At 36.7% G+C, this 23,306-nt stretch carries 24 protein-coding genes, 2 pseudogenes and 1 other annotated feature; of the genes and pseudogenes, 24 read left to right on the forward strand and 2 right to left on the reverse strand.

Translation table 11 applies throughout. The features are described 5' to 3' along the window. Positions 1-19: 19 nt before the first annotated feature. The gene (locus J6L97_RS03005) at positions 20-412 is read left to right on the forward strand and encodes a hypothetical protein (protein ID WP_057727089.1); all 393 of its coding nucleotides are present in this window, start codon (positions 20-22) and stop codon (positions 410-412) included. A gap of 147 nt (positions 413-559) precedes the next feature. Here J6L97_RS03005 and J6L97_RS03010 read toward each other — a convergent pair. Beyond that, positions 560-1,786: pseudogene (locus J6L97_RS03010) on the reverse strand (IS110 family RNA-guided transposase); the annotation flags it as partial. A 348-nt stretch (positions 1,787-2,134) separates the two neighbouring features. On the opposite strand from J6L97_RS03010, the gene polA reads away from it, so the two are divergent. The 19 genes and pseudogenes from polA (at position 2,135) to rplT (ending at position 19,261) form a co-directional block, all read left to right on the forward strand. After that, positions 2,135-4,798 (forward strand): DNA polymerase I, encoded by a 2,664-nt coding sequence (polA, locus tag J6L97_RS03015; RefSeq protein WP_057726957.1) that lies wholly within the window; start codon positions 2,135-2,137, stop codon positions 4,796-4,798. 8 nt (positions 4,799-4,806) lie between these two features. Continuing rightward, positions 4,807-5,634 carry a bifunctional DNA-formamidopyrimidine glycosylase/DNA-(apurinic or apyrimidinic site) lyase gene (gene mutM, locus J6L97_RS03020; protein WP_057726958.1) on the forward strand — a complete coding sequence of 276 codons (828 nt, stop codon included), beginning with the start codon at positions 4,807-4,809 and terminating at the stop codon, positions 5,632-5,634. Continuing rightward, positions 5,634-6,236 (forward strand): dephospho-CoA kinase, encoded by a 603-nt coding sequence (gene coaE, locus J6L97_RS03025; protein ID WP_005721156.1) that lies wholly within the window; start codon positions 5,634-5,636, stop codon positions 6,234-6,236. The genes mutM and coaE overlap by 1 nt, the downstream gene beginning before the upstream one ends. 2 nt (positions 6,237-6,238) lie before the next feature. Next, entirely contained in the window at positions 6,239-6,706 is a 468-nt protein-coding gene (gene nrdR / locus J6L97_RS03030) for a transcriptional regulator NrdR (RefSeq protein ID WP_005728264.1), read from the forward strand. 2 nt (positions 6,707-6,708) lie between these two features. Beyond that, complete coding sequence (locus J6L97_RS03035) at positions 6,709-8,043, forward strand: replication initiation and membrane attachment family protein (protein ID WP_023488425.1); 1,335 nt, start codon at positions 6,709-6,711, stop codon at positions 8,041-8,043. Between the two features lie 19 nt (positions 8,044-8,062). After that, positions 8,063-8,971 carry a primosomal protein DnaI gene (dnaI, locus tag J6L97_RS03040; RefSeq protein WP_005728262.1) on the forward strand — a complete coding sequence of 303 codons (909 nt, stop codon included), beginning with the start codon at positions 8,063-8,065 and terminating at the stop codon, positions 8,969-8,971. Positions 8,972-9,257: 286 nt separating this feature from the next. Next, complete coding sequence (gene thrS / locus J6L97_RS03045) at positions 9,258-11,195, forward strand: threonine--tRNA ligase (protein WP_054832991.1); 1,938 nt, start codon at positions 9,258-9,260, stop codon at positions 11,193-11,195. Between the two features lie 129 nt (positions 11,196-11,324). Next, entirely contained in the window at positions 11,325-12,254 is a 930-nt protein-coding gene (locus tag J6L97_RS03050) for an Abi family protein (protein WP_013086685.1), read from the forward strand. A 231-nt stretch (positions 12,255-12,485) separates the two neighbouring features. Continuing rightward, entirely contained in the window at positions 12,486-13,343 is an 858-nt protein-coding gene (locus J6L97_RS03055) for an IS982 family transposase (RefSeq protein ID WP_118992340.1), read from the forward strand. A gap of 42 nt (positions 13,344-13,385) precedes the next feature. After that, positions 13,386-14,005: pseudogene (locus tag J6L97_RS03060) on the forward strand (transposase family protein). Positions 14,006-14,096: 91 nt separating this feature from the next. Further along, a complete protein-coding gene (locus J6L97_RS03065; protein WP_013086684.1) occupies positions 14,097-14,618 on the forward strand; it encodes a hypothetical protein in 522 nt (173 codons plus the stop codon). 163 nt (positions 14,619-14,781) lie between these two features. Further along, complete coding sequence (locus tag J6L97_RS03070) at positions 14,782-15,216, forward strand: LytTR family DNA-binding domain-containing protein (RefSeq protein WP_054832913.1); 435 nt, start codon at positions 14,782-14,784, stop codon at positions 15,214-15,216. After that, complete coding sequence (locus J6L97_RS03075; protein WP_013086682.1) at positions 15,213-15,644, forward strand: DUF3021 domain-containing protein; 432 nt, start codon at positions 15,213-15,215, stop codon at positions 15,642-15,644. Before J6L97_RS03070 ends, J6L97_RS03075 begins: the two co-directional genes overlap by 4 nt. Positions 15,645-15,649: 5 nt before the next feature. After that, positions 15,650-16,573: an ABC transporter ATP-binding protein gene (locus tag J6L97_RS03080; protein ID WP_057726829.1), complete on the forward strand. Its 924-nt coding sequence runs from the start codon at positions 15,650-15,652 to the stop codon at positions 16,571-16,573. Further along, positions 16,573-17,337, forward strand: coding sequence for an ABC transporter permease (locus J6L97_RS03085; RefSeq protein WP_005728254.1), 765 nt, complete (start codon positions 16,573-16,575; stop codon positions 17,335-17,337). The genes J6L97_RS03080 and J6L97_RS03085 overlap by 1 nt, the downstream gene beginning before the upstream one ends. Before the next feature lie 30 nt (positions 17,338-17,367). Then, the gene (locus J6L97_RS11270) at positions 17,368-17,703 is read left to right on the forward strand and encodes a GNAT family N-acetyltransferase (RefSeq protein ID WP_309550475.1); all 336 of its coding nucleotides are present in this window, start codon (positions 17,368-17,370) and stop codon (positions 17,701-17,703) included. Positions 17,704-17,963: 260 nt separating this feature from the next. Then, positions 17,964-18,079, forward strand: a sequence feature (ribosomal protein L20 leader region). Between the two features lie 25 nt (positions 18,080-18,104). Beyond that, positions 18,105-18,638 (forward strand): translation initiation factor IF-3, encoded by a 534-nt coding sequence (gene infC / locus J6L97_RS03095; protein WP_081036422.1) that lies wholly within the window; start codon positions 18,105-18,107, stop codon positions 18,636-18,638. A 21-nt stretch (positions 18,639-18,659) separates the two neighbouring features. Further along, on the forward strand, positions 18,660-18,860 hold the full coding sequence (gene rpmI / locus J6L97_RS03100) for a 50S ribosomal protein L35 (protein ID WP_005719899.1): 201 nt from the start codon (positions 18,660-18,662) through the stop codon (positions 18,858-18,860). Positions 18,861-18,904: 44 nt separating this feature from the next. Then, entirely contained in the window at positions 18,905-19,261 is a 357-nt protein-coding gene (gene rplT, locus J6L97_RS03105; protein ID WP_005719897.1) for a 50S ribosomal protein L20, read from the forward strand. A 47-nt stretch (positions 19,262-19,308) separates the two neighbouring features. Here the strand turns inward: rplT and add are convergent, their stop codons facing one another. Continuing rightward, positions 19,309-20,298 (reverse strand): adenosine deaminase, encoded by a 990-nt coding sequence (gene add / locus J6L97_RS03110; protein WP_057726821.1) that lies wholly within the window; start codon positions 20,296-20,298, stop codon positions 19,309-19,311. 136 nt (positions 20,299-20,434) lie between these two features. Here add and J6L97_RS03115 point away from each other — a divergent pair, with 136 nt between their 5' ends. The 4 genes from J6L97_RS03115 to yqeK are packed head-to-tail and all read left to right on the forward strand — an operon-like array spanning position 20,435 to position 23,299. Beyond that, entirely contained in the window at positions 20,435-20,959 is a 525-nt protein-coding gene (locus J6L97_RS03115) for a YqeG family HAD IIIA-type phosphatase (RefSeq protein WP_057726822.1), read from the forward strand. Next, entirely contained in the window at positions 20,952-22,061 is a 1,110-nt protein-coding gene (yqeH, locus tag J6L97_RS03120; RefSeq protein ID WP_054832914.1) for a ribosome biogenesis GTPase YqeH, read from the forward strand. Before J6L97_RS03115 ends, yqeH begins: the two co-directional genes overlap by 8 nt. Before the next feature lie 10 nt (positions 22,062-22,071). Further along, entirely contained in the window at positions 22,072-22,725 is a 654-nt protein-coding gene (locus J6L97_RS03125) for a nicotinate-nucleotide adenylyltransferase (RefSeq protein WP_013086668.1), read from the forward strand. Continuing rightward, positions 22,706-23,299, forward strand: a complete 594-nt coding sequence (gene yqeK, locus J6L97_RS03130) for a bis(5'-nucleosyl)-tetraphosphatase (symmetrical) YqeK (protein ID WP_057726823.1) — start codon at positions 22,706-22,708, stop codon at positions 23,297-23,299. Before J6L97_RS03125 ends, yqeK begins: the two co-directional genes overlap by 20 nt. Positions 23,300-23,306: the final 7 nt, after the last annotated feature.

Here is a 23,306-nt window from a genome sequence, read left to right on the forward strand (position 1 = left end):
ATATTTTTGAGATGGCCCAATGGGTTCAGACTCTTTGAATCACACTCATCACAATACCTCGAATACTACGTCAAATACGACTAAGCGCAATGGTTCTAACACCCAACAAAGTAGTAGCACTACAAGTAATAGATCAAGCACTAACAGTAGTTCTAAGCAAAGTAACTCAAATAGCACTTCAGGCACTACTAATAGCAGCTCAACTACAAATAAATCAACTTCAGGTAACTCAACTACTGATAAAGAGGATTCAAGTAAGTCAGATACAAGCAAGAAAGATTCAAGTAAAAAGAATCAATCTAAGCCTGATTCAAAGACTCAGTCATCTAAGTCGACTGACAGTAAAAGCTCCATAAAAGTGGAGCTTTTTTTCTACCCAAAGTCAAGTATTATCAATGATTTAAGAAAATAAATTTACTTGTTTTAATGATGCGAATAAGGTTAAAGCAAATAAGAGTTTAAATTTAAGAAAAAGCGAAAGTACCACAAATAAGCCTATGAATACTTGTAGTTTTTCCATAGGTTGCTTATACTTAAGTTGATTATTTGATTTCAGCCAAAGTCTTTTATTTTCGGTGGCTATGTTGTAATCATATGATTGATCATGTTTGATAAGAGCAAACATTGTGCGTATCAGTTTATGGACTGATGCAATGGCGATTTTCTTATAGCCTTGGCTATTTGAAGATCGTTTTTTCTTGTCATAATAATCAGTTATATGGCAAGGCTGCGTAGCCTTTACCGTCTCCATTTGAGTAATAACTCGATAAAGTATTTTTCTGGCAATATGATTGCCATGCTTGGTAATGCCAAGAGAACTGTCTTTTTCACCAGATTGGTACCTTCCTGGATCAATGCCAACAAACGCATCAATTTGAGCTGAAGTGCTAAACCGTCTTAGATCACCGAGCTCTGCTACTAATCTCACTGCTGTAATTCTAGCAACCCCTGGGATACTCAAATAGATGGATAAAGCACGAGCGTTTACTGCTTTAGCCAGCTTTTCCATGTAGTTAATTACATAGTCGCGTTCTTGCTGGAGTGAAAATAAATTAGAAATGTTCCTTTGAATAGCTCTAACGATAATACTATCTTTGGAATCATAAGGATAAGCTTCTCTAGCAAAAGCGTATAATCTTGTGGTTAAGTACCGTGCCCTTTGTTGTCCTATTCCAGAAATAGAATTAAGCATTTGAGTTACCTGTGTCTCATTCTTTTCTAGAACATATCCAGCATGTGGGAAAAGACTAACAAGCGCCCAATAAATTCTGCCAGATGGATGAGACAGTATTTCTTCAATTTGTGGGAAAGTGGATTGGAGGTTGCGGTGCAATTGATTTTTAGTAGTAACTATACTCCTAGTAAGTTCTTCATAATAGCGACTGGCATTCTGAAGTTCATGATACTCTCTGGGCTGTGGATCACGCAGCTTTTGCGGGGCATTAAATTGAATTAAAGCCAGGCGATAAGCATCTACCTTATCAGTTTTATTATGGCGTAAATTATTGTCCATTAGCTTTTTCGCTTTAAGCGGATTAAGCTTCAAATACTTAATATGATAATCCTCTAAGAAAGCTTGCAGGCTTAGAGAATAAACACCAGTAGCTTCGAAAACAACTAAAGGAGTTATCAAATATTGGTTCAGTTGCTCATAAAGTTTTTGATAGCCAAAGGAATCATTAGAGATTCTAAAAGATTCGCCTTGTTTGATCCGGTCATTAACCACACAAACTGTGGAAGATTTACTGCTAACATCAATACCGAAAATAATTTGTGATTCCATAATATAACCTCCGCTGTGAAGATAAACCTCTTTATCAACCTATTAATTCTAATTTTCTAAACACGGCATCTAAGTGCCCACAGACTTCGAAGAGACTTAAGAATAGGTGGTAAAGCAGTCCGTTTCTTTTACGACATCAAGTGTCTAAAAAGCTGAAGACTTGATTTGCTTTATCTTCACTTTCTATTTTAGACAAAATAAAAAGTGCCAGATCGTGAATCCGTCGATTCATGATCCAACACTAGGTTAGTATGTTTCTTTTACATTAAACTTCCTATTAAAAGATTACCCTTGAAACTGGTAAAATAGATAAGTAAGTATAGAGAACAATTTTTATAAAAGGGGAATAAAATGGCAGATAAAAAATTACTTCTAATCGATGGTAACTCTGTAGCTTTCAGAGCCTTTTACGCTCTTTATCGTCAACTAGAATCTTTCAAGAGTCCAGACGGCCTGCACACTAATGCCATTTACGCTTTTAAGAACATGCTCGATGTCCTTTTAAAATACGTTGATCCAACCCACGTATTGGTAGCTTTTGATGCAGGAAAAGTCACTTTTAGAACAAAAATGTATGGTGAATACAAAGGCGGACGTGCGAAAACCCCAGAGGAGTTACTTGAACAAATGCCTTATATTCAAGAAATGTTGCATGACATAGGTATTAAAACCTATGAATTAAAGGACTATGAGGCTGATGATATTATTGGTACTTTTGCCACTAAGGGTGAAGAAAATGGATTTACGACTACAATTGTGACAGGGGACCGTGATTTGACTCAGCTAGCTTCAGACAAGACAACAGTTGAAGTGACTAAGTCGGGTGTATCTCAGCTTGAAGCCTATACTCCTGAACACATGAAGGAAGTTAATGGTGTAACGCCAACTGAATTCATCGATATGAAAGCTTTGATGGGCGATAATTCTGATAACTATCCTGGCGTCACTAAGGTAGGTCCAAAAACCGCTTCTCGTCTTATTCAAAAGTATGGATCAATTGAGAATCTTTATGCTCATGTGGATGAGATGAAGAAATCCAAATTAAAGGAAAACTTGATTAATGATAAAGACAAGGCCTTTTTAGCTAAAAAATTGGCTACGATTGATCGCCATTCACCAGTTACAATTGATATTGATGACGTTAAACGTGAACCAGTAGACTATGAAAAATTGCGTCAATTTTATGAAAAATTGAATTTCCGCAAGTTTTTAGCTGAACTCAATGCCTCAGGAAAAGGACAAGATGGTACTGAAGTAGAAAAAGTTGAATACACTGTTTTAGATGATAAGAATGTAGACCAAGTTAAAGCAACTGAAAACGACCAAGTAGAATTTTACTTAGCAATGCTGGGAGCTAATTACCATCTAGCTGATTTTGTTGGTTTCAGTTTAAAGGTTAACGATAAAATTTATGTTTCAAGAGATGTCGATTTACTTAATGAAAGCAATATCAAGCACCTTTTGGAAGATGAAAAAATTAAAAAGAATGTTTTTGATTTAAAGAGAACTACAGTTGGCTTGCATCGCTTAGGGATTCACGCTCACGGTTTAGATTATGATATGTTGCTTGCTTCGTACTTAGTTAATAATGAAAATAATTCAAATGATTTAGGTGAAATTGCCCATTTATATGGTGATTATTCCGTTAAAACTGATATCGAAGTTTATGGCAAAGGTAAGAGTGAACATGTGCCAGACGACGATGATGAGCTCTTTAATCATTTGGCTTCTAAAGTTAATGCAATTGAACAGCTAAAGCAGCCATTACTGGAAAAGCTAAAAGAACATGAACAAGATGACTTGTTTGATACGATTGAAATTCCAACTGCTCGAGTTCTTGCCAAGATGGAAATCAATGGTATGAAGGTTGAAGCAAGTACTTTAATTCAATTGCAAAATGAATTTGCTGTGAAGCTGCAGGATTTAGAGAAAAAGATCTATCAACAAGCCGGGGAAGAATTTAATTTAAATTCGCCTAAGCAATTAGGACATATCTTATTTGAAAAGTTAGGCTTGCCAGTTTTGAAGAAAACTAAGACTGGATACTCAACCTCTGTTGAAGTGCTTGATCAATTAAAGACGCAAAGTCCAATTGTTAAAGAAATTCTTGACTACCGTCAAATCGCTAAGATCCAATCAACTTATGTTAAGGGACTGCTTGACGTAATCCAACCTGATGGTCGTGTTCATACGCGCTACTTGCAAACTTTAACTGCAACGGGACGCTTATCTAGTGTTGATCCTAACTTGCAAAATATTCCAACTCGTACTGAAGAAGGCAAGCAGATTAGAAAGGCATTTGTACCACGTGATCCTGATGGTTATATCTTCTCTTGCGATTATTCTCAAGTTGAACTTCGTGTGTTGGCACATGTTTCTGGTGATGCTCATATGCAAGAAGCATTTAAGACGGGCTACGATATTCACTCCCATACTGCGATGAAGATCTTCCATTTAGATTCTCCAGATGAAGTAACTCCACTTCAGCGTCGTCATGCTAAGGCAGTTAACTTCGGTATTGTTTATGGTATTTCTGATTATGGCTTGTCTAAGAACCTAGGTATTTCAAGAAAACAAGCTAAAGAATTTATTGATAATTATTTTGAACAATACCCACAGATTAAGGATTATATGGATAAGGCGGTACAAGAAGCCCGTGATAAAGGCTATGCAGAAACGATCATGCACCGCCGCAGATATTTACCAGATATTCATGCTAAGAAATACACCGTTCGTGCCTTTGCAGAAAGAACTGCGATTAACTCGCCTATTCAAGGATCAGCGGCCGATATTATCAAGATTGCTATGATCAATATGCAAAAGAAGCTAGATGAACTACATTTGAAGACCAAGATGGTCGTTCAAGTACATGACGAATTGATTTTTGATGTGCCAAAAGATGAATTAGAAACGATTAAGAAGATAGTTCCAGAAGTTATGCAATCGGCAGTGAAGCTTGATGTGCCATTGATTGCAGATTCTGGTTGGGGTCATAATTGGTATGATGCAAAGTAGGTGATTTAATGCCAGAAATGCCTGAAGTCGAGACGGTGCGACGGACTTTAACTCCGCTAATCGTTGGAAAAACGATTAAAAAAGTAGTACTTTGGTATCCCAAAATTGTGGCAACAGACCATGAGAAATTTATCAAAGAATTACCAGGTAAAAAGGTCTTAAAGATTGATCGCTATGCTAAATATTTACTGATACGCCTAAGTGATAATTTAACTATTGTGTCACATTTACGCATGGAGGGAAAATATCATTTAACCACTTCCGATGCGCCTAAGGATAAGCATGACCACGTAGAGTTTATTTTTACTGATCAAACTGCCTTGCGTTATAATGACGTGCGTAAGTTTGGCCGCATGCAGCTGATTTTAACAGGTACTGAGCGCCAAGTGACGGGGATTGGCAAACTGGGCCCTGAGCCTAATAGCATAGAATTTTCGTCAGATTATTTTATCAAGGCCTTGAGCCGTAAGAAGAAAAATATTAAAAATGTCTTGCTTGATCAAACAACCGTTGCAGGTTTAGGTAATATCTATGTTGATGAGACACTGTGGCAGAGTGGAATTCATCCTTTGAGTGCCGCAAATAAAATTCCGGCAGAAAAAGCAAAAGAGCTGTGGCAGAATATTAACCAAACTATTAAAATTGCAACAAAAAAGCGTGGGACGACTGTTCATACTTATTTAGATGCCAACGGAAATGTTGGTGGCTATCAAGAAATGCTCAAGGTTTATGGTCATGCAGGTGAACCTTGTGCAAAGTGTGGCACGGAACTAGAAAAGATTAAAGTATCAGGCAGAGGGACAACCTTCTGTCCACATTGTCAGGTGGTTTATTAATGAGCTATGTTTTAGCCTTAACTGGTGGTATTGCAACTGGGAAAAGTACAGCGGACCAGTTTTTTAAAGCAAATAAAATTCCTGTGATCGATGATGATCAGATTGCTCATGATTTGATGGAGCCTGGGCAAGCTTCTTGGCAGGCGATTAAAGATTATTTTGGCTCAGAGTATTTAAATGATGACCAAACGATTAATCGAAAGAAATTAGGGCAATTGGTATTTAAGGATTCGCGGGCTTTAACTAAATTAAATGAGTTAACGCATCCGTTGATTTTTTTGCAAACAAAGAAATTGCTAAATCAATATCAAGCTCAACCAATAGTTATTCTTGATGTCCCACTTTATTTTGAGTCAGGGATGGATAAGAAAGATATAGCTGACGGTGTTTTAGTGATTACTTTGCCTGAGAAAATGCAATTACAGCGTTTGAAGGAGCGGAATCATTTAACCGATGAAGAAGCAAGAATTCGGATGCAAAGTCAGTTGCCTATGGTCAAAAAAGAGCAATTGGCTGATTTTGTGATTGAAAATACTGGTACAATAAAAGAACTAGAGAATAAACTAGCACAATTATTGGTAAAGATTAGAGAAGAGGGATAGCTATGGAATGTCCAAATTGTCATCAAAATGCTTCTCGCGTTATTGATTCGCGGCCTAGTGATGAAAACCGGGCTATTAGACGGCGCAGAGAATGTGAAAATTGTGGTTTTCGCTTTACTACTTTTGAACGAGTGGAAACTGCTCCTTTGTTGGTAGTAAAAAATGATGGTACCCGTGAACCATTCAGTCGAAAGAAAATTTTGCACGGAGTAATGGCAGCCGGACAAAAACGGCCAATCAGTAGTGAACAATTTGAGCAATTGGTTGATCGTGTCGAAAATAAGATAAGAAAACAAGGCGTTAGTGAAATTTCATCTAAGAAGATTGGTCAGTATGTCATGGATGATTTGGCTAATTTGGATGACGTAGCTTATATTCGCTTTGCTTCAATTTACCGTGAGTTCAAGGATATGTCTAGCTTTATGAAGACAATGGAAGATATGATGGCCAAAAAAGGAAAGGGTAATTAGTCATGTTTGCAACGTCTGATCCTAAGCATCTTTATTATGTAGCCAACAAGATTACCCTTTTTCCAGAGAATGAGAAAATCTTGATTAAACTGTATCAGCCTTTGGTTGGCGCGGTGGCAATTGCCTTGTATCAGACTTTGATCAATGACTATGATCCATATGGTATTGTTTCTGATGCAAAGGGAATTTATTCACTACAGGAGCAACTTGATTGTAGTTTAAAAGATATGTTTCATTCTTTGCATAAACTGGAAGCCGTAGGTTTAGTGCAAACTTTTTTAGCGGATAATGTCTTCAATAATATCATTGTTTTTAAGTTATTACAGGTTCCTAGTGCAGACAAATTTTTTGCAACACCACTGCTAGCAAGTTTGTTGAAAGAAAAAGTTGGCAGCCCAACCTTTCATGACTTGAGTCATGCTTTTGCTAAGGAAGCAAAACTGCGTGAAAAGCCAATCAAGAATGCGCGCGATGTCTCAGCCAACTTTTTTGATGTTTTTCGCTTGCCAGGGGATGAAGCAATTAATCCATCTAATGAGGTAGTAGAAGCTGCGCAGGAAAATAAAGCGCCTGAGGTAGAAACTGCTGAAATTAATGCCCAGGATCCAATTGATTGGGATCTGATTAAAGATCAATATAATGTCTATCAAATTCCAGCTCAAGAAGTAGAAATTAAAAAGAACCAAATTCGGGGCTTAATACAGACATATAATTTATCGGAACAGGAATTTGTGGATGAGACTGTTCCCTGTTTGCATGGTACACATAAATTAAACATGCATGAAATTAGTAATACCATAGCAGAAAATTATAAACGATTGCATACTAGGGAAAACATTCAAAAACAAATTGAAGAAGGCAAAAAGCGCGCTATTGCGACTATCAAAGGTTTGGATGCTAATGATAGAAAACTGTTACTCGAAGCAAATGAAAATTCCCCATCTGAATTTTTATACAAATTAAAAACTGAAAAGGGTGGAATTGTAGCTCCAGGCGAAAACTATATTATTAATCAGCTGCACACGCAGTATGGCTTGCCGGAAGATTTGATTAATATTTTGATTCATACCTGTTTGACCTACGATACTGTTGTAACTTCTAATCGTGCTTATCGAATAGCTAATGATTGGCTGCAAGGTGGTATTAGTACTGGGGTACAAGCTCTTGAATATGTGAAGAAGCGTAAAGCCGATATTCTTAAAAAGAAAAATCGACAGTCATATCGACAAAATAAGCGAGTCGAAAAAGGTACCGATTGGAGCAAGAAAAAGGCTAAAAATGAAGGTATGTCAACAGAACAGCTGAAGGATATCTTTAAGGATCTGAAAAATAAGTAAATAGAGGGTAGGTGAAATAATGGAAGCAATTGGTGATTTGCTTAAAAAAATAGTTAAAGAGCGTAATTTAGGTAATGAGAAAGAACTGTTGAAAACTGCTTTACACGATCCAGATGTGCAAGCGTTTTTGCAGGCAAATAGGGAAAAAATAGATAAGGCGATGATTCGAAATAGTATGGCCAATATCTATGAATATTATGCGCAAAAACATAGTCAGAATCAGGTGCTGGCCGGTTATGCTCCGCAATTATTTTTAAACGGCAAAGTAATTGATGTACGTTACAAACCTACCGAGGCTAAGATTGTAGCAGATCAGCAACGAGCAGCCAAGCGGCGTCTTCATTTAATTGATCTGCCTGCTAAATTGCATGATGTTAATTTAAGTGATATTGAGGTTACAAATGATCGCCAGCAAGCTTTAACCCTGATTTATGATTTTTTGAAAAAGTACAAAGCTGATCCTCACCAACAAGGCCTTTATTTGTCGGGCGACTTTGGGATCGGGAAGACCTATATGCTAGCGGGACTTGCAAACTATGTAGCAACTAATTTTGATCGGAATGTTGTATTTTTACACGTTCCAACTTTTATTGCAGGTTTATCAAGTCATTTTGGTGATAACAGCTTGCAAGATGAGATCAGGAATTTAGCTGAATGCGATATCTTAATTTTGGATGATATTGGGGCAGAAACATTAAGTCAGTGGTCACGTGATGACGTTTTAGGAGTAATTTTACAGGCAAGAATGGATAATGTTTTGCCAACCTTTTTCTCTTCTAATTTAGATATGGAAGCATTAGAGTCACACTTTGAGGAAACCCGTAATGCAACTGATCCAGTTAAAGCTAAAAGATTAATGCAACGAGTACGTTTTTTAGCTAAAGAAGTAGTAGTTTCCGGTCCTGATCGACGAAATTTTTCGCATTAATTTCAAAAAGGTCTTGCATCGTTCACTTTGATGCGTATAATTGAAGTTAATTAAACGAGACATGATGATGTTCGGCTCAGAGAGAAGGACCTAGTTCTGGAAGTTCTTCATTAGAAAATCACCCCAATCGTTTATTCCCCAAAATTGAATTTTAAGAGGCTGGATACCTTTATCAATCTATACGAGAGGTTAGACGTACGCTAACCTGAATTTTGGGTGGAACCACGCAATTAACACGTCCCAGTGCTTTTATTAGCACTGGGATTTTTTTATTGGAGGTAAAAATATGAGTTTTTCAGTTACTTTGCCAGACGGTTCAAAGAAAGATTTTGATAAGGCTGTTTCAGTTAAGGAAGTAGCTTCATCAATCGCTACATCTCTTGGAAAAGCTGCCGTTGGTGCTAAAGTAAATGGCGTTGTTAAGCCACTTGATTATGAAATTGACAATGATGTTGAAGTTGCCATTCTTACTGATAAGGATGAAGAAGGCTTGGATATTTTAAGAGCTACTGCTGCTTTTGCACTTGAAGCAGTTGCTAAGAATAAGTACCCAGAACTTCGTTTGGGTCAACATGTTGCTGATGAAGGCGGTTTTTACGTAGATACTGACAAAGATGACCAAATTAAGGTTACTGAATTGCCAGAACTTGAAAAAGCTATGGAGAAGTTGATCAAGAGTGGTCAAGCAATTGAACATGTTGTAATGGACAAGTCAGAACTTGAAGATATTTTCAAGGATGACCCTTACAAGACTGATCTTTTGAAGGAAATTGACAGTGACAAGGTTGATGCTTACAAGTTAGGTGATTTCGTTGACTTTGGCTTTGATGCTTTATTGCCAAACACTGGTAAGATTAAGCACTTCAAGCTTTTGTCAGTTGCTGGTGCTTACTGGCTTGGTAAATCATCCAACCCAATGCTTCAAAGAATCTTCGGTACTGCTTTCTTCAAGGAAGCTGCTTTAAAGGAAGATTTGAAGCGTCGTGCAGAAATTAAGGAACGCGACCACAGAACTATCGGTCGTGACCTTGACCTCTTCTTCGTTGATCCTAAGGTTGGTGCTGGTCTTCCTTACTGGATGCCAAAGGGTGCTACTATTCGTCGTGTTGTTGAACGCTATATCATCGACCGTGAAGTTGCTGACGGTTATCAACACGTTTATACTCCAGTATTAATGAACCTTGATGCTTACAAGACTTCAGGTCACTGGGCACACTACCGTGATGACATGTTCCCACCAATGGACATGGGTGATGGCGAAATGCTTGAACTTCGTCCAATGAACTGTCCTTCACATATTCAAATTTATAAGCACCACATTCGTTCATACCGTGACTTGCCACTTCGTGTTGCTGAACTTGGTATGATGCACAGATATGAAAAGTCAGGCGCTTTGTCAGGCCTTCAACGTGTACGTGAAATGACTTTGAATGATGGCCACACTTTTGTTGCCTTGGATCAAGTTCAAACTGAATTCGCTAAGATTTTGAAGTTAATCATGGACGTATACAAGGACTTCGATATTACTGATTACTACTTCAGACTTTCATACCGTGATCCAAAGAATACTGACAAGTACTTTGCAAATGACGAAATGTGGGAAAGAAGTCAAAAGATGCTTAAGGGTGCTATGGATGACCTTGGCCTTGACTATGTTGAAGCTGAAGGTGAAGCAGCATTCTACGGTCCTAAGCTTGATATTCAAACTAAGACTGCTTTGGGTAATGACGAAACTATGTCAACTATCCAACTTGACTTCATGCTTCCAGAAAGATTTGGCTTAACTTACGTTGGTCAAGATGGTGAAGAACACCGTCCAGTTATGATTCACCGTGGTATTGTTGGTACTATGGAAAGATTCATTGCTTACCTTACTGAAATTTACAAGGGTGCATTCCCAACTTGGCTTGCTCCAGTTCAAGTTGAAATTATCCCAGTTAACCTTGATGCTCATGGTGAATATGCAGAAAAGGTTCGTCAAGAACTTGCTAAGCGTGGCTTCAGAGCAGAAGTTGATACTCGTAACGAAAAGATGGGTTACAAGATTCGTGAATCACAAACTCAAAAGGTACCTTACACTTTGGTATTAGGTGATGACGAAATGAACGCTAATGGCGTAAACGTACGTCCTTACGGTACTGACCAAGAAAATTCAATGAGCCTTGATGACTTTATTAAGGAAATTGACGCTGACGTTAAGTCATACTCACGTGATGAAAAGTAATTAAATAGATAATTATTTAGAAGATACCTCATGCGATTTTGCATGGGGTATTTTTTTAAAAGTGTAGCCGTTCCTATGTTCCCTTTAGTATAATATTTTAGTAGAAACTAAAAAGATTGAGGAATACGTATGAAACAAATGATGACCGTTGATCAGTTGATTCAACATATGAACAAAAAAGGGATCAAATTTGAGCTTTGTACTGAAGAAGAAGCTAAAGTATTTTTGAAAGAAACCATGTATTATTTTAAAGTTGCAGCTTATCGGCAACTTTATCCTAAGATATTAGAAGGAAACAGAAAAGGACAGTATCAAAAATTAGATTTTGCTTACTTGAAAGAATTGTATAATATTGATGCCTCAATAAGAAATATGATAAGAGATATGTGTTTAGATATAGAGACTCAAATCAAGGTTAAGCTAATAAATAGTACCACTCAGAACGAGAATGAAGATGGATATTCTCTTGTGAAAAATTACTTAACTTCTGAGGACAAAAATTTTCATACTCTAAAGAACATACAACAGCACAAATCAGGCGAGTATTGTCGTAACTTAATAAAAAAATATTATCCATTTTTTCCAATTTGGGTTTTAGTTGAATTAATTTCTTTTGGCACCTTACTTCACATATGTCAATATTATGAAGATAGCTATAAAGAAGAGATTATTCCTAAAAATAAATTTATGAATATTATTCGCGATTTAAGGAACGCAACCTCACATAATAATTGTTTAATAAATAATATTGCTGAAAAAATGGATGAGTCTAAACATCCAGATATTGAAATCACAAATTTTATTAAAAGATTAAACATTGTATCAACACAGACTAGAAGAAAACAACTTAGAAAAAAATTCGTATACAACATTGTAGTATTACTCTTTGTATATTGTTCATTAATTCCGATAGAAGCAAAAAGAAATAGAATACGACAATTAAAAGAATTAATGGATAGTATTTCAACTAATGATGAATTTTTCAAAAGTAATCCTCAAATTACTTCTGTCAATAATTTTTTTAATAAACTTATTGATAAATTAGCAGAAGAATGTTAATCTAAACATACAATTGAAAAGCATGATGGCTTTCAGATAGAGCGGAGACTTGTCCTGCTACTATCTTTTTTTATACCCTCTTTTATGAATATCTATTCTCATACGTAATAAAGATGTAAAAATGTAACTTGATTACGCGTGGTGCTAGTTAAATCGTTTTAGTTAATAAAAAAGTCCAATCTTGTTAGACTCGACTTGTAAATAGTAATAATAGAAAAGAGTCTGATCTGATTGAACTGCCTTAAGCTTAAGCGTTTTAGCCACCATTTACAAGTTAGTTTTAAAGATTTAGTGATAATTTGTCGGCACTGGTATCGTTTGTATGCACCGGCTGAGTTTACTCATCGGCGAAATATTGATCAAATTAAAACTACGGACAGTCTGATTTTGGCTTTACTTATCTGGCAAGCTAAGACAGGAATTGAATCACAAAGAAGATTCTGTGAATGTTTCAATTGTTTATCACACTCACGTTTTAATCGGCGTTCACGTCAGCTATTGCAATTGATTTATCAGATACGGCAAGAAATGAATAAAAAGGTTGACCTGAATGGACATTTCTTGATCATTGACAGCTTTCCGGTACCTGTTTGCCAACCAATTCGCAACTATCGTGCTAAAATTTTTCGCGGTTATGCCAACATTGGTTATAAGGCCACCAAGAAAATTTACTTCTATGGTTTCAAAGTTCATGCCATTGTTAGCGATGACGGTTACATTCTTGATTATGTCGTAACAAAAGCATCAGTTCATGATGCCAAGGAGACAGTTGAACTGATGGAAAATGCACATCCATCTAATTACTATCTTCTTGGCGACGAAGGCTATTTAGGCAAAGAACTGCATCAACAGCTAAAACAAATGGGTTATGAACTTTGGACACCATATCGTAAAAATATGACAGGAGCTAAAAAGCACAATGATCATCAATTGATGGCTATTCGCAGAACAATTGAAAGCGACTTTTCGCTTCTGACCTATTACAATGCCGAGAACAATCGAGCACGTAGTCTGATAGGCTTTCAAAGCCGGTTGGAAATTGCAATTTTAGCTTATAATTTGGCTTATTGTCTAGAACGATTTAACTAGCACCACGCGTAAGTAATTTAAATAGAAAAGAGTCTGATCTAATTGAACTATCTCAAGCTTAAGCGTTTTTCTCACCATTTACAAGTTAGTTTTAATCGGTTAAATGTGATTTGTCGCTCGCTGTATAAGCTTTATGCGCCTGATGGACTTAAACATCGTAAAAATGTTGATCAGACCAAGCTTCCTGATAGTTCTATCTTAGCGATGCTCATTTGGCAAACTGAAATTGGAATTGAATCTCAACGAAGATTCTGTAAATTCTTCGTTGGCTTATCTCATTCTCGCTTTAACCGTCGAGCTCGAATGCTCTTGCCTCTAATTCGTTGTATCCGTCAGGCTTGGAATCAAGAAGTAAAGACAGCTGGAGAATTTTTGATTATTGATAGTTTCCCAGCCTGTTCGCAATTATCGTGTCAAGATCTTTCGGGGCGTAGCTGATATTGGTTATAAAGCAACCGAGAAAGTCTATTATTATGGCTTCAAGGTCCACGCAATAGTAAGCGATGATGGCAATTAGAAGAAGCATTGAAAGCGACTTTTCTTTGCTTAGTTATTACAACGCTGAGAATAATCGAGCAAGAAGTCCAGTAGGCTTTCAACAGCGGCTAGAAATAGCTATTTTAGCTTATAATATGGCATATTGTCTAGAACGATTTAACTAGCACCACGCGTAACTTGATTGTAAAATAAATGCTTTTTCTCCAATTTTTTGTAGTAAAATGATGATATAAAATTTTAAGGGAGATATTAAAGATGAAGAAAAAAGTTGTAATATTTTTCACTGCATTATTGGTTATCTTGGGTTTAGCTAGTGTTAATACACAAAAAGCAAAAGCAGCTACTAACACTTGGGGTGCAAAGGAAGTTTTCACCACACCTAAGAGTACTCGTGGTACCTGGTACTACAAAGAAAAAGGCAAAGTTAAGAAATTTAGCATTACTGCTCATACAGTCAACGGCCTTAAATTGTATAAGCGGTTGAAAGGGAAAACGGGAGACAAGATAGATTCTAAGTTCGCAGAAGAGAATGAAAAATCCGACTTTAAGTTAGAGGAAAAAGTAAGCACTTCAAAGCTTGAAGCATACACTTTCAAATATCGTGGTGTGACTGGCTTCAATGCTAATGGCTGGCTTGCTCCAACTGGCAATGGTTTTTACTATGTTTCAGTTAAAAGAACCATTAAGGGTAAAAAAGTAAATGCATTGCGCGTAGGTGAAGGTGCTGGTAATTACTTTGCATACTATGCTTACAAAAAGGCTAGTTTAGCTAAATAATTTAATTTGATTTCGATGCCTCATGATACAAATCATGGGGTATTTTTGTACTTAAAAAGCTAAATTAAGACCATTCACCTTGGAAAAACTACCATTTACCGATTTTTTATGACAAAAAAATTAGAATTATCTATACTAATAATCAAATGAAGGAGGGATCAGCTTGAAAGTAAAATTCAATATTGATGAAAATTTACCTGAAGAAAAAGCTGAGTTCTGGCTACATAAGATGACAGATAAAATCAGTCAGATTGCTAATGAGTTGACTAATAAGAAGGAGTTCATCTGGTGTTTTCATCGAGGGGATGCGTATCCAGTAAAATTTAGCGAAATCTATCTGGTACAAGTGGAAAATGAGAAAACTTACGTGTATACGGAGCAGGATACCTATTTGTATAAAGGTCGTTTATATCAAGTGCAAAAAGTTTTGCCATCAGATTTCGTGACAGTATCGAGAAGTGCACTGCTCAATTATCGTCAATTAGATCATCTGCAAATTCTGAGTAACGGTAATATTGATGCTATTTTGAATAATGATCTGCATGTGCAAATCTCACGACGAAGGATTAAAGAACTGAAAGAGAGGCTAGGATTATGAAACGTGTTCGATATATGCTGGATAGCGGTTTGATGGGAATTGGAATTGGCATGATCTGGTTTGCGGTGGACCTATTATCTTCTTCTAACTGGAGAAATTTGGAAGCGACAAAATTGTCAGCTATTAATTTCTTGTTTTGGTTAATAATATCCTTCTTTATCGGTGTCTTTTTTTATTTTGCAGGTTGGATTTTTAATAATGATTCTTGGTCTTTAAGGACACAAATTGTAGTCAATTTCTTTGTTTGTCTAGCAGCATGGTTACTTTTCAATTTAATTATCAACAATTTTAGCTATTCTTGGTCTTTGCTAATGACTACGGTTATCAGTTTTATCATTATGTACGCTATTGCTTATGGATCTTATTTCTTTCATTTATGGCATGAAGTTAATCAAATTAACAAAAAATTGAAGAAAAATGGTGAGTAAAAATGATGGCATTATTAACAGTAGACAAATTATCAAAAACTTATCAAGCCACAAGCAAGAAAGCAGTAAAAGATATTTCTTTTGCGGTAGATCATGGCGATATAGTTGCCTTTCTTGGACTAAATGGTGCGGGCAAGACGACAACTTTAAAGATGATTTTGAATTTAGTTAGTCCTGATCATGGAAAAGTATATTTTGAGGGGAAAGAGATGACCAATAGCAATTTATTGCTCCTAAAAAATACGGGAGTTCTTTTGGAAGGCTCGCGGAATATGTTTTGGTCCTTGTCACCGATTGAGAATTTTATTTATTGGGGTGGCCAACGAGGTTTATCTAGAAAAGAAGCGGAGCATAATGGCCTTCAATTGCTAAAGAAGTTTGGTCTGTTGGATAAAAAAGATACGACGATTACCAGTTTAAGTCGCGGGATGCAACAAATAGTAGGGATCTGTTGCGCAATGATTGCGCAGCCAAAATTACTGATATTAGATGAGCCGACCTTAGGGTTAGATCTTAAATCAGCTCAAATAGTAATTAATATTTTGAAAGAACTAAGTGCCGATGGCGTGGGAGTCTTGATTACTACTCATCAATTAGGTTTTTCTCAAAAAGTGGCTCAAAAAATTTTATTGATCAATCAGGGAGAGCTAGTCTTTTCAGATAATATGAAAGAAAGCCTGGTCAGATTGAATAAATGGACGATTTTGGAATTTACCTTGTCACAATCACTTACTGCTAAGGAAAAAGAAAAAATATCAACTTATTGTAATTTAACAAAAAAGCAGGCTGATCGTTATCAATTAGAAGTTAAATGCCAAAATGATTTACCAAAAGTGCTTCAGTTATTAGGAGAATTACCGATTAGTCAGGTCCAAACTAAAAAGAGAAATTTAGAAGATATATTTGAATACTACACAGGAGAAGAATAATGACGAGTTTAAAAGCTGAGTTCTGGCGACAAATGTGGCTGTATAAAAGATATTCATTTAGTTACTTTTCAGACTTTATTTTGCTAATCATGATGTTTATAGCTATCTTTCTTGGAGGTACCTTAGTAGGCGGCGGGGTAATTGGAACTTCACTGAATGCCTTGGTCATTGGCTATATTTTGTGGACTTTAATCCAGAACACAATTAGTCAAATGGGGATGACTATGACCAACCAAATGCAAAATGGTATTTTAGAGCAACAGTTTTTGATGCCAATTTCTGCTAGAAGATTATTTCTTAATAAAAGCATAGTTAATATCATTATTTCGGCGGTGCAGGCAGTGTTAGCATTAATAATCATTATGTTGCTAACTGATCATTGGATTAAATTTCCTATTGTTCTGGTTGTTCCTTTCTTGTTAGCTTTGGTGACTACTACTGGTTTAGGATACTTAGTTGTGAGTTTGATTTTGCATTTTAAGCGAATTGGCAGTACTTTAGCAATTTTTCAATATGTATATTTGGGAATTTTACTAATTAATTTTGAAAATTATTCTTTGGGAGTTAAGTGTTTATTTTGTCTTTTACCTATTTCTCCCATGGTTAGCTGGATGAGACTAGCTGTTAACCAACATCCCTACAGTCTAGGCTTTTACTTAGCTGCTTCTTTGTTTAACGCCGTGCTTTGGTTAATAATTGGACTGATCATGTTTGAAATTACTAATCGTAATGTGAGAAAAAACGGATCGTTAGCATTATACTAAGAGTTAAATTGATGAATAAGAGAAATAAATATGATTACAACAAAAATAATTGATTCACAGCACAAAGTAGATATTAATATTCTTAATGAGCCATTTAAATTATTCGGACAAATTTTGGTTTCTTATAATAACGGTAAATGGGATTATCAATTAAAAAAGTATTCATCAGAAAAAGTTACAGAAATGTGCTTTCCTGATGAAAATTATGACTATGATGCAATGAAAGAGAGTACATTCATTGGTGCATATGATGGTAAAAATTGTATTGGATTAGCAATTTTACAACCAGGATTTTTTAAATATATGTATTTATCTGATCTTAAAGTGAATAAAAACTATCGTGGCCAGCATGTGGGCAAAAGTTAATAGCTAAGGCAAAGGAAATCGCCAAAGAAAATGACTATGCTGGACTTTACACACAAGGGCAAGATAATAATCCTGGTGCATGTTTATTTTATTTACATACAGGTTTTTATGTTGGCGGATTGGATACTAATGTTTATCGCCATACCAAGCAAGAGGGGAAAGCAGATATCATTTTTTATTGTGAGGTTGATTAATGATTTTGAGAAAACTGTAATATCGTGTTGACGCAGGTTAGATAAACGGGTATAATTCTACTAGTTGAGAACAAGAAGAAGCACCCGCTTCTCGCCTAAGTTAAGTAAACCTCTAGGCTGATCGATAATTTCTGTTGATTAAAGGCGGGTATGAATCTTATAACCCGCCTTTTTCTTGTCCTCAAATTAACACGGAGGTGAACAGTTATACCAAGAAGTTTAATCCTAAACGAAAGAATTCGCGCTCGCGAAGTTCGTTTAATCGATGAAGATGGTCAGCAGGTTGGTGTGATGAGCAAGAGTGATGCTTTGCGTCGTGCAAGCGATGCGGGGCTTGATTTAGCTTTGATCTCACCTAATGCTAAGCCACCTGTAGCACGTATCATGGATTACGGGAAGTACCGCTTCGAACAACAAAAGAAGCTTAAGGAAGCCCGTAAGAATTCCAAGACAGTCAGTGTCAAAGAAATTCGTTTGAGTCCAACTATTGAAGGTAACGACTTCGAAACTAAACTTAAGCACGTTCGTAAGTTCATTTCTAAAGAAGGAGCTAAGGTTCGCGTCTCAATTCGTTTTAGAGGTCGTGCCATCACTCACAAGGAATTAGGTCAACAAGTACTTGAAAAAATGGCTGAAGCAACCTCAGACATTGCTAATGTAATTAGTAAGCCTAAGATGGAAGGTCGTTCAATGTTCTTGATGCTTGCACCTAAGAGTGATAAGGACAAAAAGAAAAAGTAGTTAATTGGAGGAAATAGAAATATGCCAAAGATGAAAACACACCGCGCTTCTGCTAAGCGTTTTAAGAGAACTGCAAATGGTGGTTTAAAGCGTCACCACGCATTTACTGGTCACCGTTTCCACGGTAAGACAAAGAAGCAACGTCGTCACTTGAGAAAAGCTGCTATGGTTTCAAAGAGTGATATGAAGCGTATCAAGCAAATGGTTGCTCAAATGCACTAATACTTGTTCTTAATTAAGACAGACTATAGTAGGAGGAATTTTAAATGCCAAGAGTTAAAGGTGGAACAGTAACACGTCAACGTCGTAAGAAGATCATGAAGCTTGCCAAGGGTTACCGTGGCGCAAAGCACATGCAATTTAAGGCTGCAAGCACTCAATTATTCGTTTCATACAAGTACGCATTCCGCGACCGTAGAAGACGTAAGAGTGAATTCAGAAAGTTATGGATTGCTCGTATTAACGCAGCTGCAAGACAAAACGACATCTCATACTCTAAGTTAATGCACGGCTTGAAGTTAGCTGGTGTTGACATGAACCGTAAGATGTTAGCTGATATTGCTTACAACGATTCAAAGACTTTTGCGCAATTAGCAGAAACTGCTAAGAAGGCTTTGAACTAATCACAAAAGAAATAAGCTGGGGAAATTTTCCTAGCTTATTTTTTTATCTATTTTTGAATTAATGCCCGTAATCTGATTTTTTCATCTGGCGTGGTAAAGGCTGCGTCAACCGCGTTGAGATAAAGAGTGGTTTCTTCTTCAGGAGTTAAGGCAGTTTTTTCTTCAAGTAGCTGGTATTCATGCGGTAAATTGGTATTGGAAACGGTCATATCGTCAGAATTTAGCGTGACTTTCATTCCCATGTGCAATAATTTTTTAATAGGGTAAGAATCGATCTGATCAAAAGCCTTAGTGTTCATATTTGAGGTGGCACAACATTCTAAGATAATTTGATGATCAATTAAATATTGGGTAAGCGCTGGATCTTCAGTGCAGCGAATGCCGTGCCCAATTCGCTTAGCGCCCATTTCTAGTGCTTGGCGAATTGAATCAGGACCGGCAGCTTCTCCAGCGTGGATAGTGTAAGGAACATCCAAGTCTTGTGCACGTTGGAAAAACTTTTGGTAGTTGATGTTAGGAATAGGTCCTTCTGCACCCGCTAAGTCCAGCCCTACAACGCCTTTCCCTAAAAATTCTTTTGCTAATTCGACGGTTTCCATATTTTCAATATTATTATGAGCAAAGCGCATTAGACATAGAATTAAACCAGCATGTAGTTCAGGATGGTCCTTGTCCTCTTTTTGCCGTTGATAAAATTTCTTAATTCCACCGATGGCGGATGCGATTACTTCTTTTTGAGTTAAACCTTTTTTTGTGTGCAGTTGCGGTGCAAAGCGAATTTCTGCATACACCAAGCCTTGGCTTTTTAATTCAGTCAGCAAGTCAAAAACAATGGTTTCTAAATCATGCTTGGTCTGCATTAATTGATTAGGAAGGGCGAACTTTTCTAAAAATTCTTCTAAGCTGCTGCAAGAATTATCGACGGACAATTCTTGATCAGTTAATTGAGGCATGCCATGTTCTTGCATTAATTTTTTTACAGTTGCAACCGGAACAGAGCCATCTAGGTGAAGGTGTAAATCGATGAATTTTCTCATGTTAATCCTTTCTGTTATCTGATGATTTTGCTTAAATTGTTTAGTATTGTACCACTTTTTAACAGAAGAAAACAAAAATTTCTAAAGCAAACCCATTTTTGATATGATATAAGGTGATAAAAAATGGAGTGTTGATATGCTTTTTAGACCAAAATATACAATTGATACAATTTATAATCTGGACCCCCGGAAATTGAATAAAATGGGTATTAAGGCAGTTTTCTCAGATTTGGATAATACATTGCTAGCTTGGAATAAATTTGAGACTGCCAAGGAAATGGATAACTTTAATCAAAAATTAGCCAAGGCTGGAATTACTCTTGTGGTGATTTCTAACAATAATGCTCAAAGAGTAGGTAAGGTGCTTGATCCATACCATATCGAATTTGTTGCAAAATCTCGCAAGCCGCTGCCGTTTGCGATCACCAAAAAGCGTGAAGCAATGCATTTGAAGAAAGATCAAGTTATGATGGTTGGTGATCAGCTAATCACTGACATGCAAGCAGGCAACTTAGCAGGCGTTGAGACCGTTTTAGTTAAGCCGTTAGTTGAAACAGATAAGTGGAATACAAGAATTAATCGTTTCTTTGAAAAAATTATCTTTTTCTTCTTGGGCTTATCACATCGAGTAACATTTAAGAAGGAGCTATCAAATGGATGAAGATATTATTTGTATCGGCTGTGGTGCAAAACTACAATCTGATGATCCTGAAAAAGCGGGTTATTTGCCAAAAAGCGCGCTAGAAAAAGCAAAACAAGAAGAAAATGCGGATGTCTATTGTCAACGCTGTTTTAGATTACGGCACTACAATGAAATCATGCCAGTTGATTTAAACAATGATGATTTTTGGGCTTTGCTTAACTCTTTAGGACAAAAGAAAGCTTTAATTGTTAATGTAGTTGACTTATTTGATTTTTCAAATTCTTTGCTATCATCATTGAAGCGTTTTGTTGGAAATAATGATTTTATTTTAGTTGGTAATAAATTTGATCTATTTCCTAAAAACTCTAAGCAAAGTAAGATTAAGGATTGGATGAGACAAGAAGCTAACCGAATGGGGCTTTATCCTAAGGAAATCTTCTTGGTTTCAGCTAAAAAGAAGTTGAACTTGGAAGATTTGATCGCTTATATTAATAAGCAATCGCAAGACAAAGATGTCTATTTTGTAGGGACAACTAATGTTGGTAAGTCAACTTTAATCAATGCCATTATTGACATGATGGGTGATATTCAAGACCTGATCACCGCTTCACGCTTTCCTGGAACTACTTTAGACAAAATTGAAATTCCTCTAGAAAATGGTCACTTTTTGATTGATACGCCCGGGATCATGACCGAGAATCAATTGGCTACGCACTTAAATGCTAAGGATTTGGAGCTGGTCTCACCTAAGAAGCCTTTAAAGCCAGCTACTTACCAATTATTGCCTGGTAATACTTTATTCTTAGCTGGTTTGGGACGGATTGATTATCTCAAGGGCGAATCGACTAGCTTTACTGTTTACGTTGCTCGTGGAATGTATATTCACCGTACTAAGACAGCTAATGCGGATGACTTTTATAAAAAGCATAAAGGTGAATTGTTATCCCCACCAGCTGCAGATGATGAAATGGCACCACTAAAGGGTCAAGAATTTAGAACGGAATATAAGAGTGACCTTTTATTTGGTGGAATTGGTTTTGTGACTGTACCCAAGGGATGCGTTGTTAAGACTTACACACCAGATGGGATTGGTTTAGGTATTCGTCGTGCATTGATTTAGAGGTTTGCATATGGTTAATCCAAAATGTATTGAAAAAATGCCAACTGCTAAAGTTGAAGCAGAATTGGAACAAGAACAAGGTAAAGGTCGTCAGATTGGGATTATGGGTGGTACCTTTAATCCGGTGCATATTGCGCACTTGGTAGCGGCAGAGCAAGCAATGACTAAGTTAAAGCTGGATGAGGTCTGGTTTATTCCGGATAATATTCCACCGCATAAAAATGCGCCGCTGACTTCTGCTAAGGATCGGGCAACGATGCTTGATTTAGCTACGCGCGATAATCCTAAGTTTAGGGTAAAACTATTGGAATTGTTTCGAGGCGGCGTTTCTTATACTGTGGATACTATGCGTTATCTCAAGGAAAAAGCACCTCAGAATGACTATTATTTGATTATGGGCAGTGATCAGGTTAACAGTTTCCATACTTGGAAGGAAGCTCCGACCCTGGCTAAGCTAGTAACATTGGTCGGAATTCGTCGTCCAGGTTATCCACAAGATCCGCAATATCCCATGATTTGGGTTGACGCACCAGATATTCGCCTAAGTTCGACTGCTATTCGTCGCAGTGTCGCAACTGGCACTTCAATTCGTTACTTGGTACCAGAAGCCGTCAGAGAATATATTGAAGAAAAGGGGCTTTACCTTGACGAAACTAATTTTTAAAAATACTTATTCACCATTCTCTAGTGAACAAATTGTTGCTAAAGAAAAGGCAAACATGAAGAAAAAACGTTTTGAACATTGTGTTCGTGTTAGTGAAACTGCACGTAAGTTGGCTAAGTTAAATGGATATGATGAAGAAAAAGCAGCCTTAGCTGGCTTTGTTCATGATTATGCCAAGCAGGTACCGGTAGAAGAGTATCGTAAGGTAATTAAGGAACAGAATTTTGATCCAGATTTGCTTAATTGGAATCGGGCCATCTGGCATGGCATTGTGGGGACTTTCTTTATTGAACGTGATTTAAAAATTAGGGATCCTGAAATTTTAACTGCCGTACGTCGTCATACGACTGGTGATACTAAGATGACTACATTAGATAAAATTATCTTTGTAGCTGATTTTATTGAACCCGGACGAGATTTTCCAGGAGTTGAAGAAGCGCGCAAAGTTGCTTATGCTAGTCTTGATGAAGGGGTAGGCTATGAATTGCAGCACACCTTAGAGTTTTTAATTGAAAATAAAAATAAAGTATATCCTCGTACTTTAGAAGCATACAATGTATGGGGAATTAAGTAATAAAAAG

This window comes from Lactobacillus crispatus (assembly GCF_018987235.1).
Classification (GTDB): domain Bacteria; phylum Bacillota; class Bacilli; order Lactobacillales; family Lactobacillaceae; genus Lactobacillus; species Lactobacillus crispatus.

Coding starts and splice junctions, on each gene's coding strand:
- J6L97_RS03005 (WP_057727089.1), top strand. CDS start 20: ATGGGTTCAGACTCTTTGAATCACACTCATCACAATACCTCGAATACT.
- polA (WP_057726957.1), top strand. CDS start 2,135: ATGGCAGATAAAAAATTACTTCTAATCGATGGTAACTCTGTAGCTTTC.
- mutM (WP_057726958.1), top strand. CDS start 4,807: ATGCCAGAAATGCCTGAAGTCGAGACGGTGCGACGGACTTTAACTCCG.
- coaE (WP_005721156.1), top strand. CDS start 5,634: ATGAGCTATGTTTTAGCCTTAACTGGTGGTATTGCAACTGGGAAAAGT.
- nrdR (WP_005728264.1), top strand. CDS start 6,239: ATGGAATGTCCAAATTGTCATCAAAATGCTTCTCGCGTTATTGATTCG.
- J6L97_RS03035 (WP_023488425.1), top strand. CDS start 6,709: ATGTTTGCAACGTCTGATCCTAAGCATCTTTATTATGTAGCCAACAAG.
- dnaI (WP_005728262.1), top strand. CDS start 8,063: ATGGAAGCAATTGGTGATTTGCTTAAAAAAATAGTTAAAGAGCGTAAT.
- thrS (WP_054832991.1), top strand. CDS start 9,258: ATGAGTTTTTCAGTTACTTTGCCAGACGGTTCAAAGAAAGATTTTGAT.
- J6L97_RS03050 (WP_013086685.1), top strand. CDS start 11,325: ATGAAACAAATGATGACCGTTGATCAGTTGATTCAACATATGAACAAA.
- J6L97_RS03065 (WP_013086684.1), top strand. CDS start 14,097: ATGAAGAAAAAAGTTGTAATATTTTTCACTGCATTATTGGTTATCTTG.
- J6L97_RS03075 (WP_013086682.1), top strand. CDS start 15,213: ATGAAACGTGTTCGATATATGCTGGATAGCGGTTTGATGGGAATTGGA.
- J6L97_RS03080 (WP_057726829.1), top strand. CDS start 15,650: ATGGCATTATTAACAGTAGACAAATTATCAAAAACTTATCAAGCCACA.
- J6L97_RS03085 (WP_005728254.1), top strand. CDS start 16,573: ATGACGAGTTTAAAAGCTGAGTTCTGGCGACAAATGTGGCTGTATAAA.
- J6L97_RS11270 (WP_309550475.1), top strand. CDS start 17,368: ATGATTACAACAAAAATAATTGATTCACAGCACAAAGTAGATATTAAT.
- rpmI (WP_005719899.1), top strand. CDS start 18,660: ATGCCAAAGATGAAAACACACCGCGCTTCTGCTAAGCGTTTTAAGAGA.
- rplT (WP_005719897.1), top strand. CDS start 18,905: ATGCCAAGAGTTAAAGGTGGAACAGTAACACGTCAACGTCGTAAGAAG.
- add (WP_057726821.1), bottom strand. CDS start 20,298: ATGAGAAAATTCATCGATTTACACCTTCACCTAGATGGCTCTGTTCCG.
- J6L97_RS03115 (WP_057726822.1), top strand. CDS start 20,435: ATGCTTTTTAGACCAAAATATACAATTGATACAATTTATAATCTGGAC.
- yqeH (WP_054832914.1), top strand. CDS start 20,952: ATGGATGAAGATATTATTTGTATCGGCTGTGGTGCAAAACTACAATCT.
- J6L97_RS03125 (WP_013086668.1), top strand. CDS start 22,072: ATGGTTAATCCAAAATGTATTGAAAAAATGCCAACTGCTAAAGTTGAA.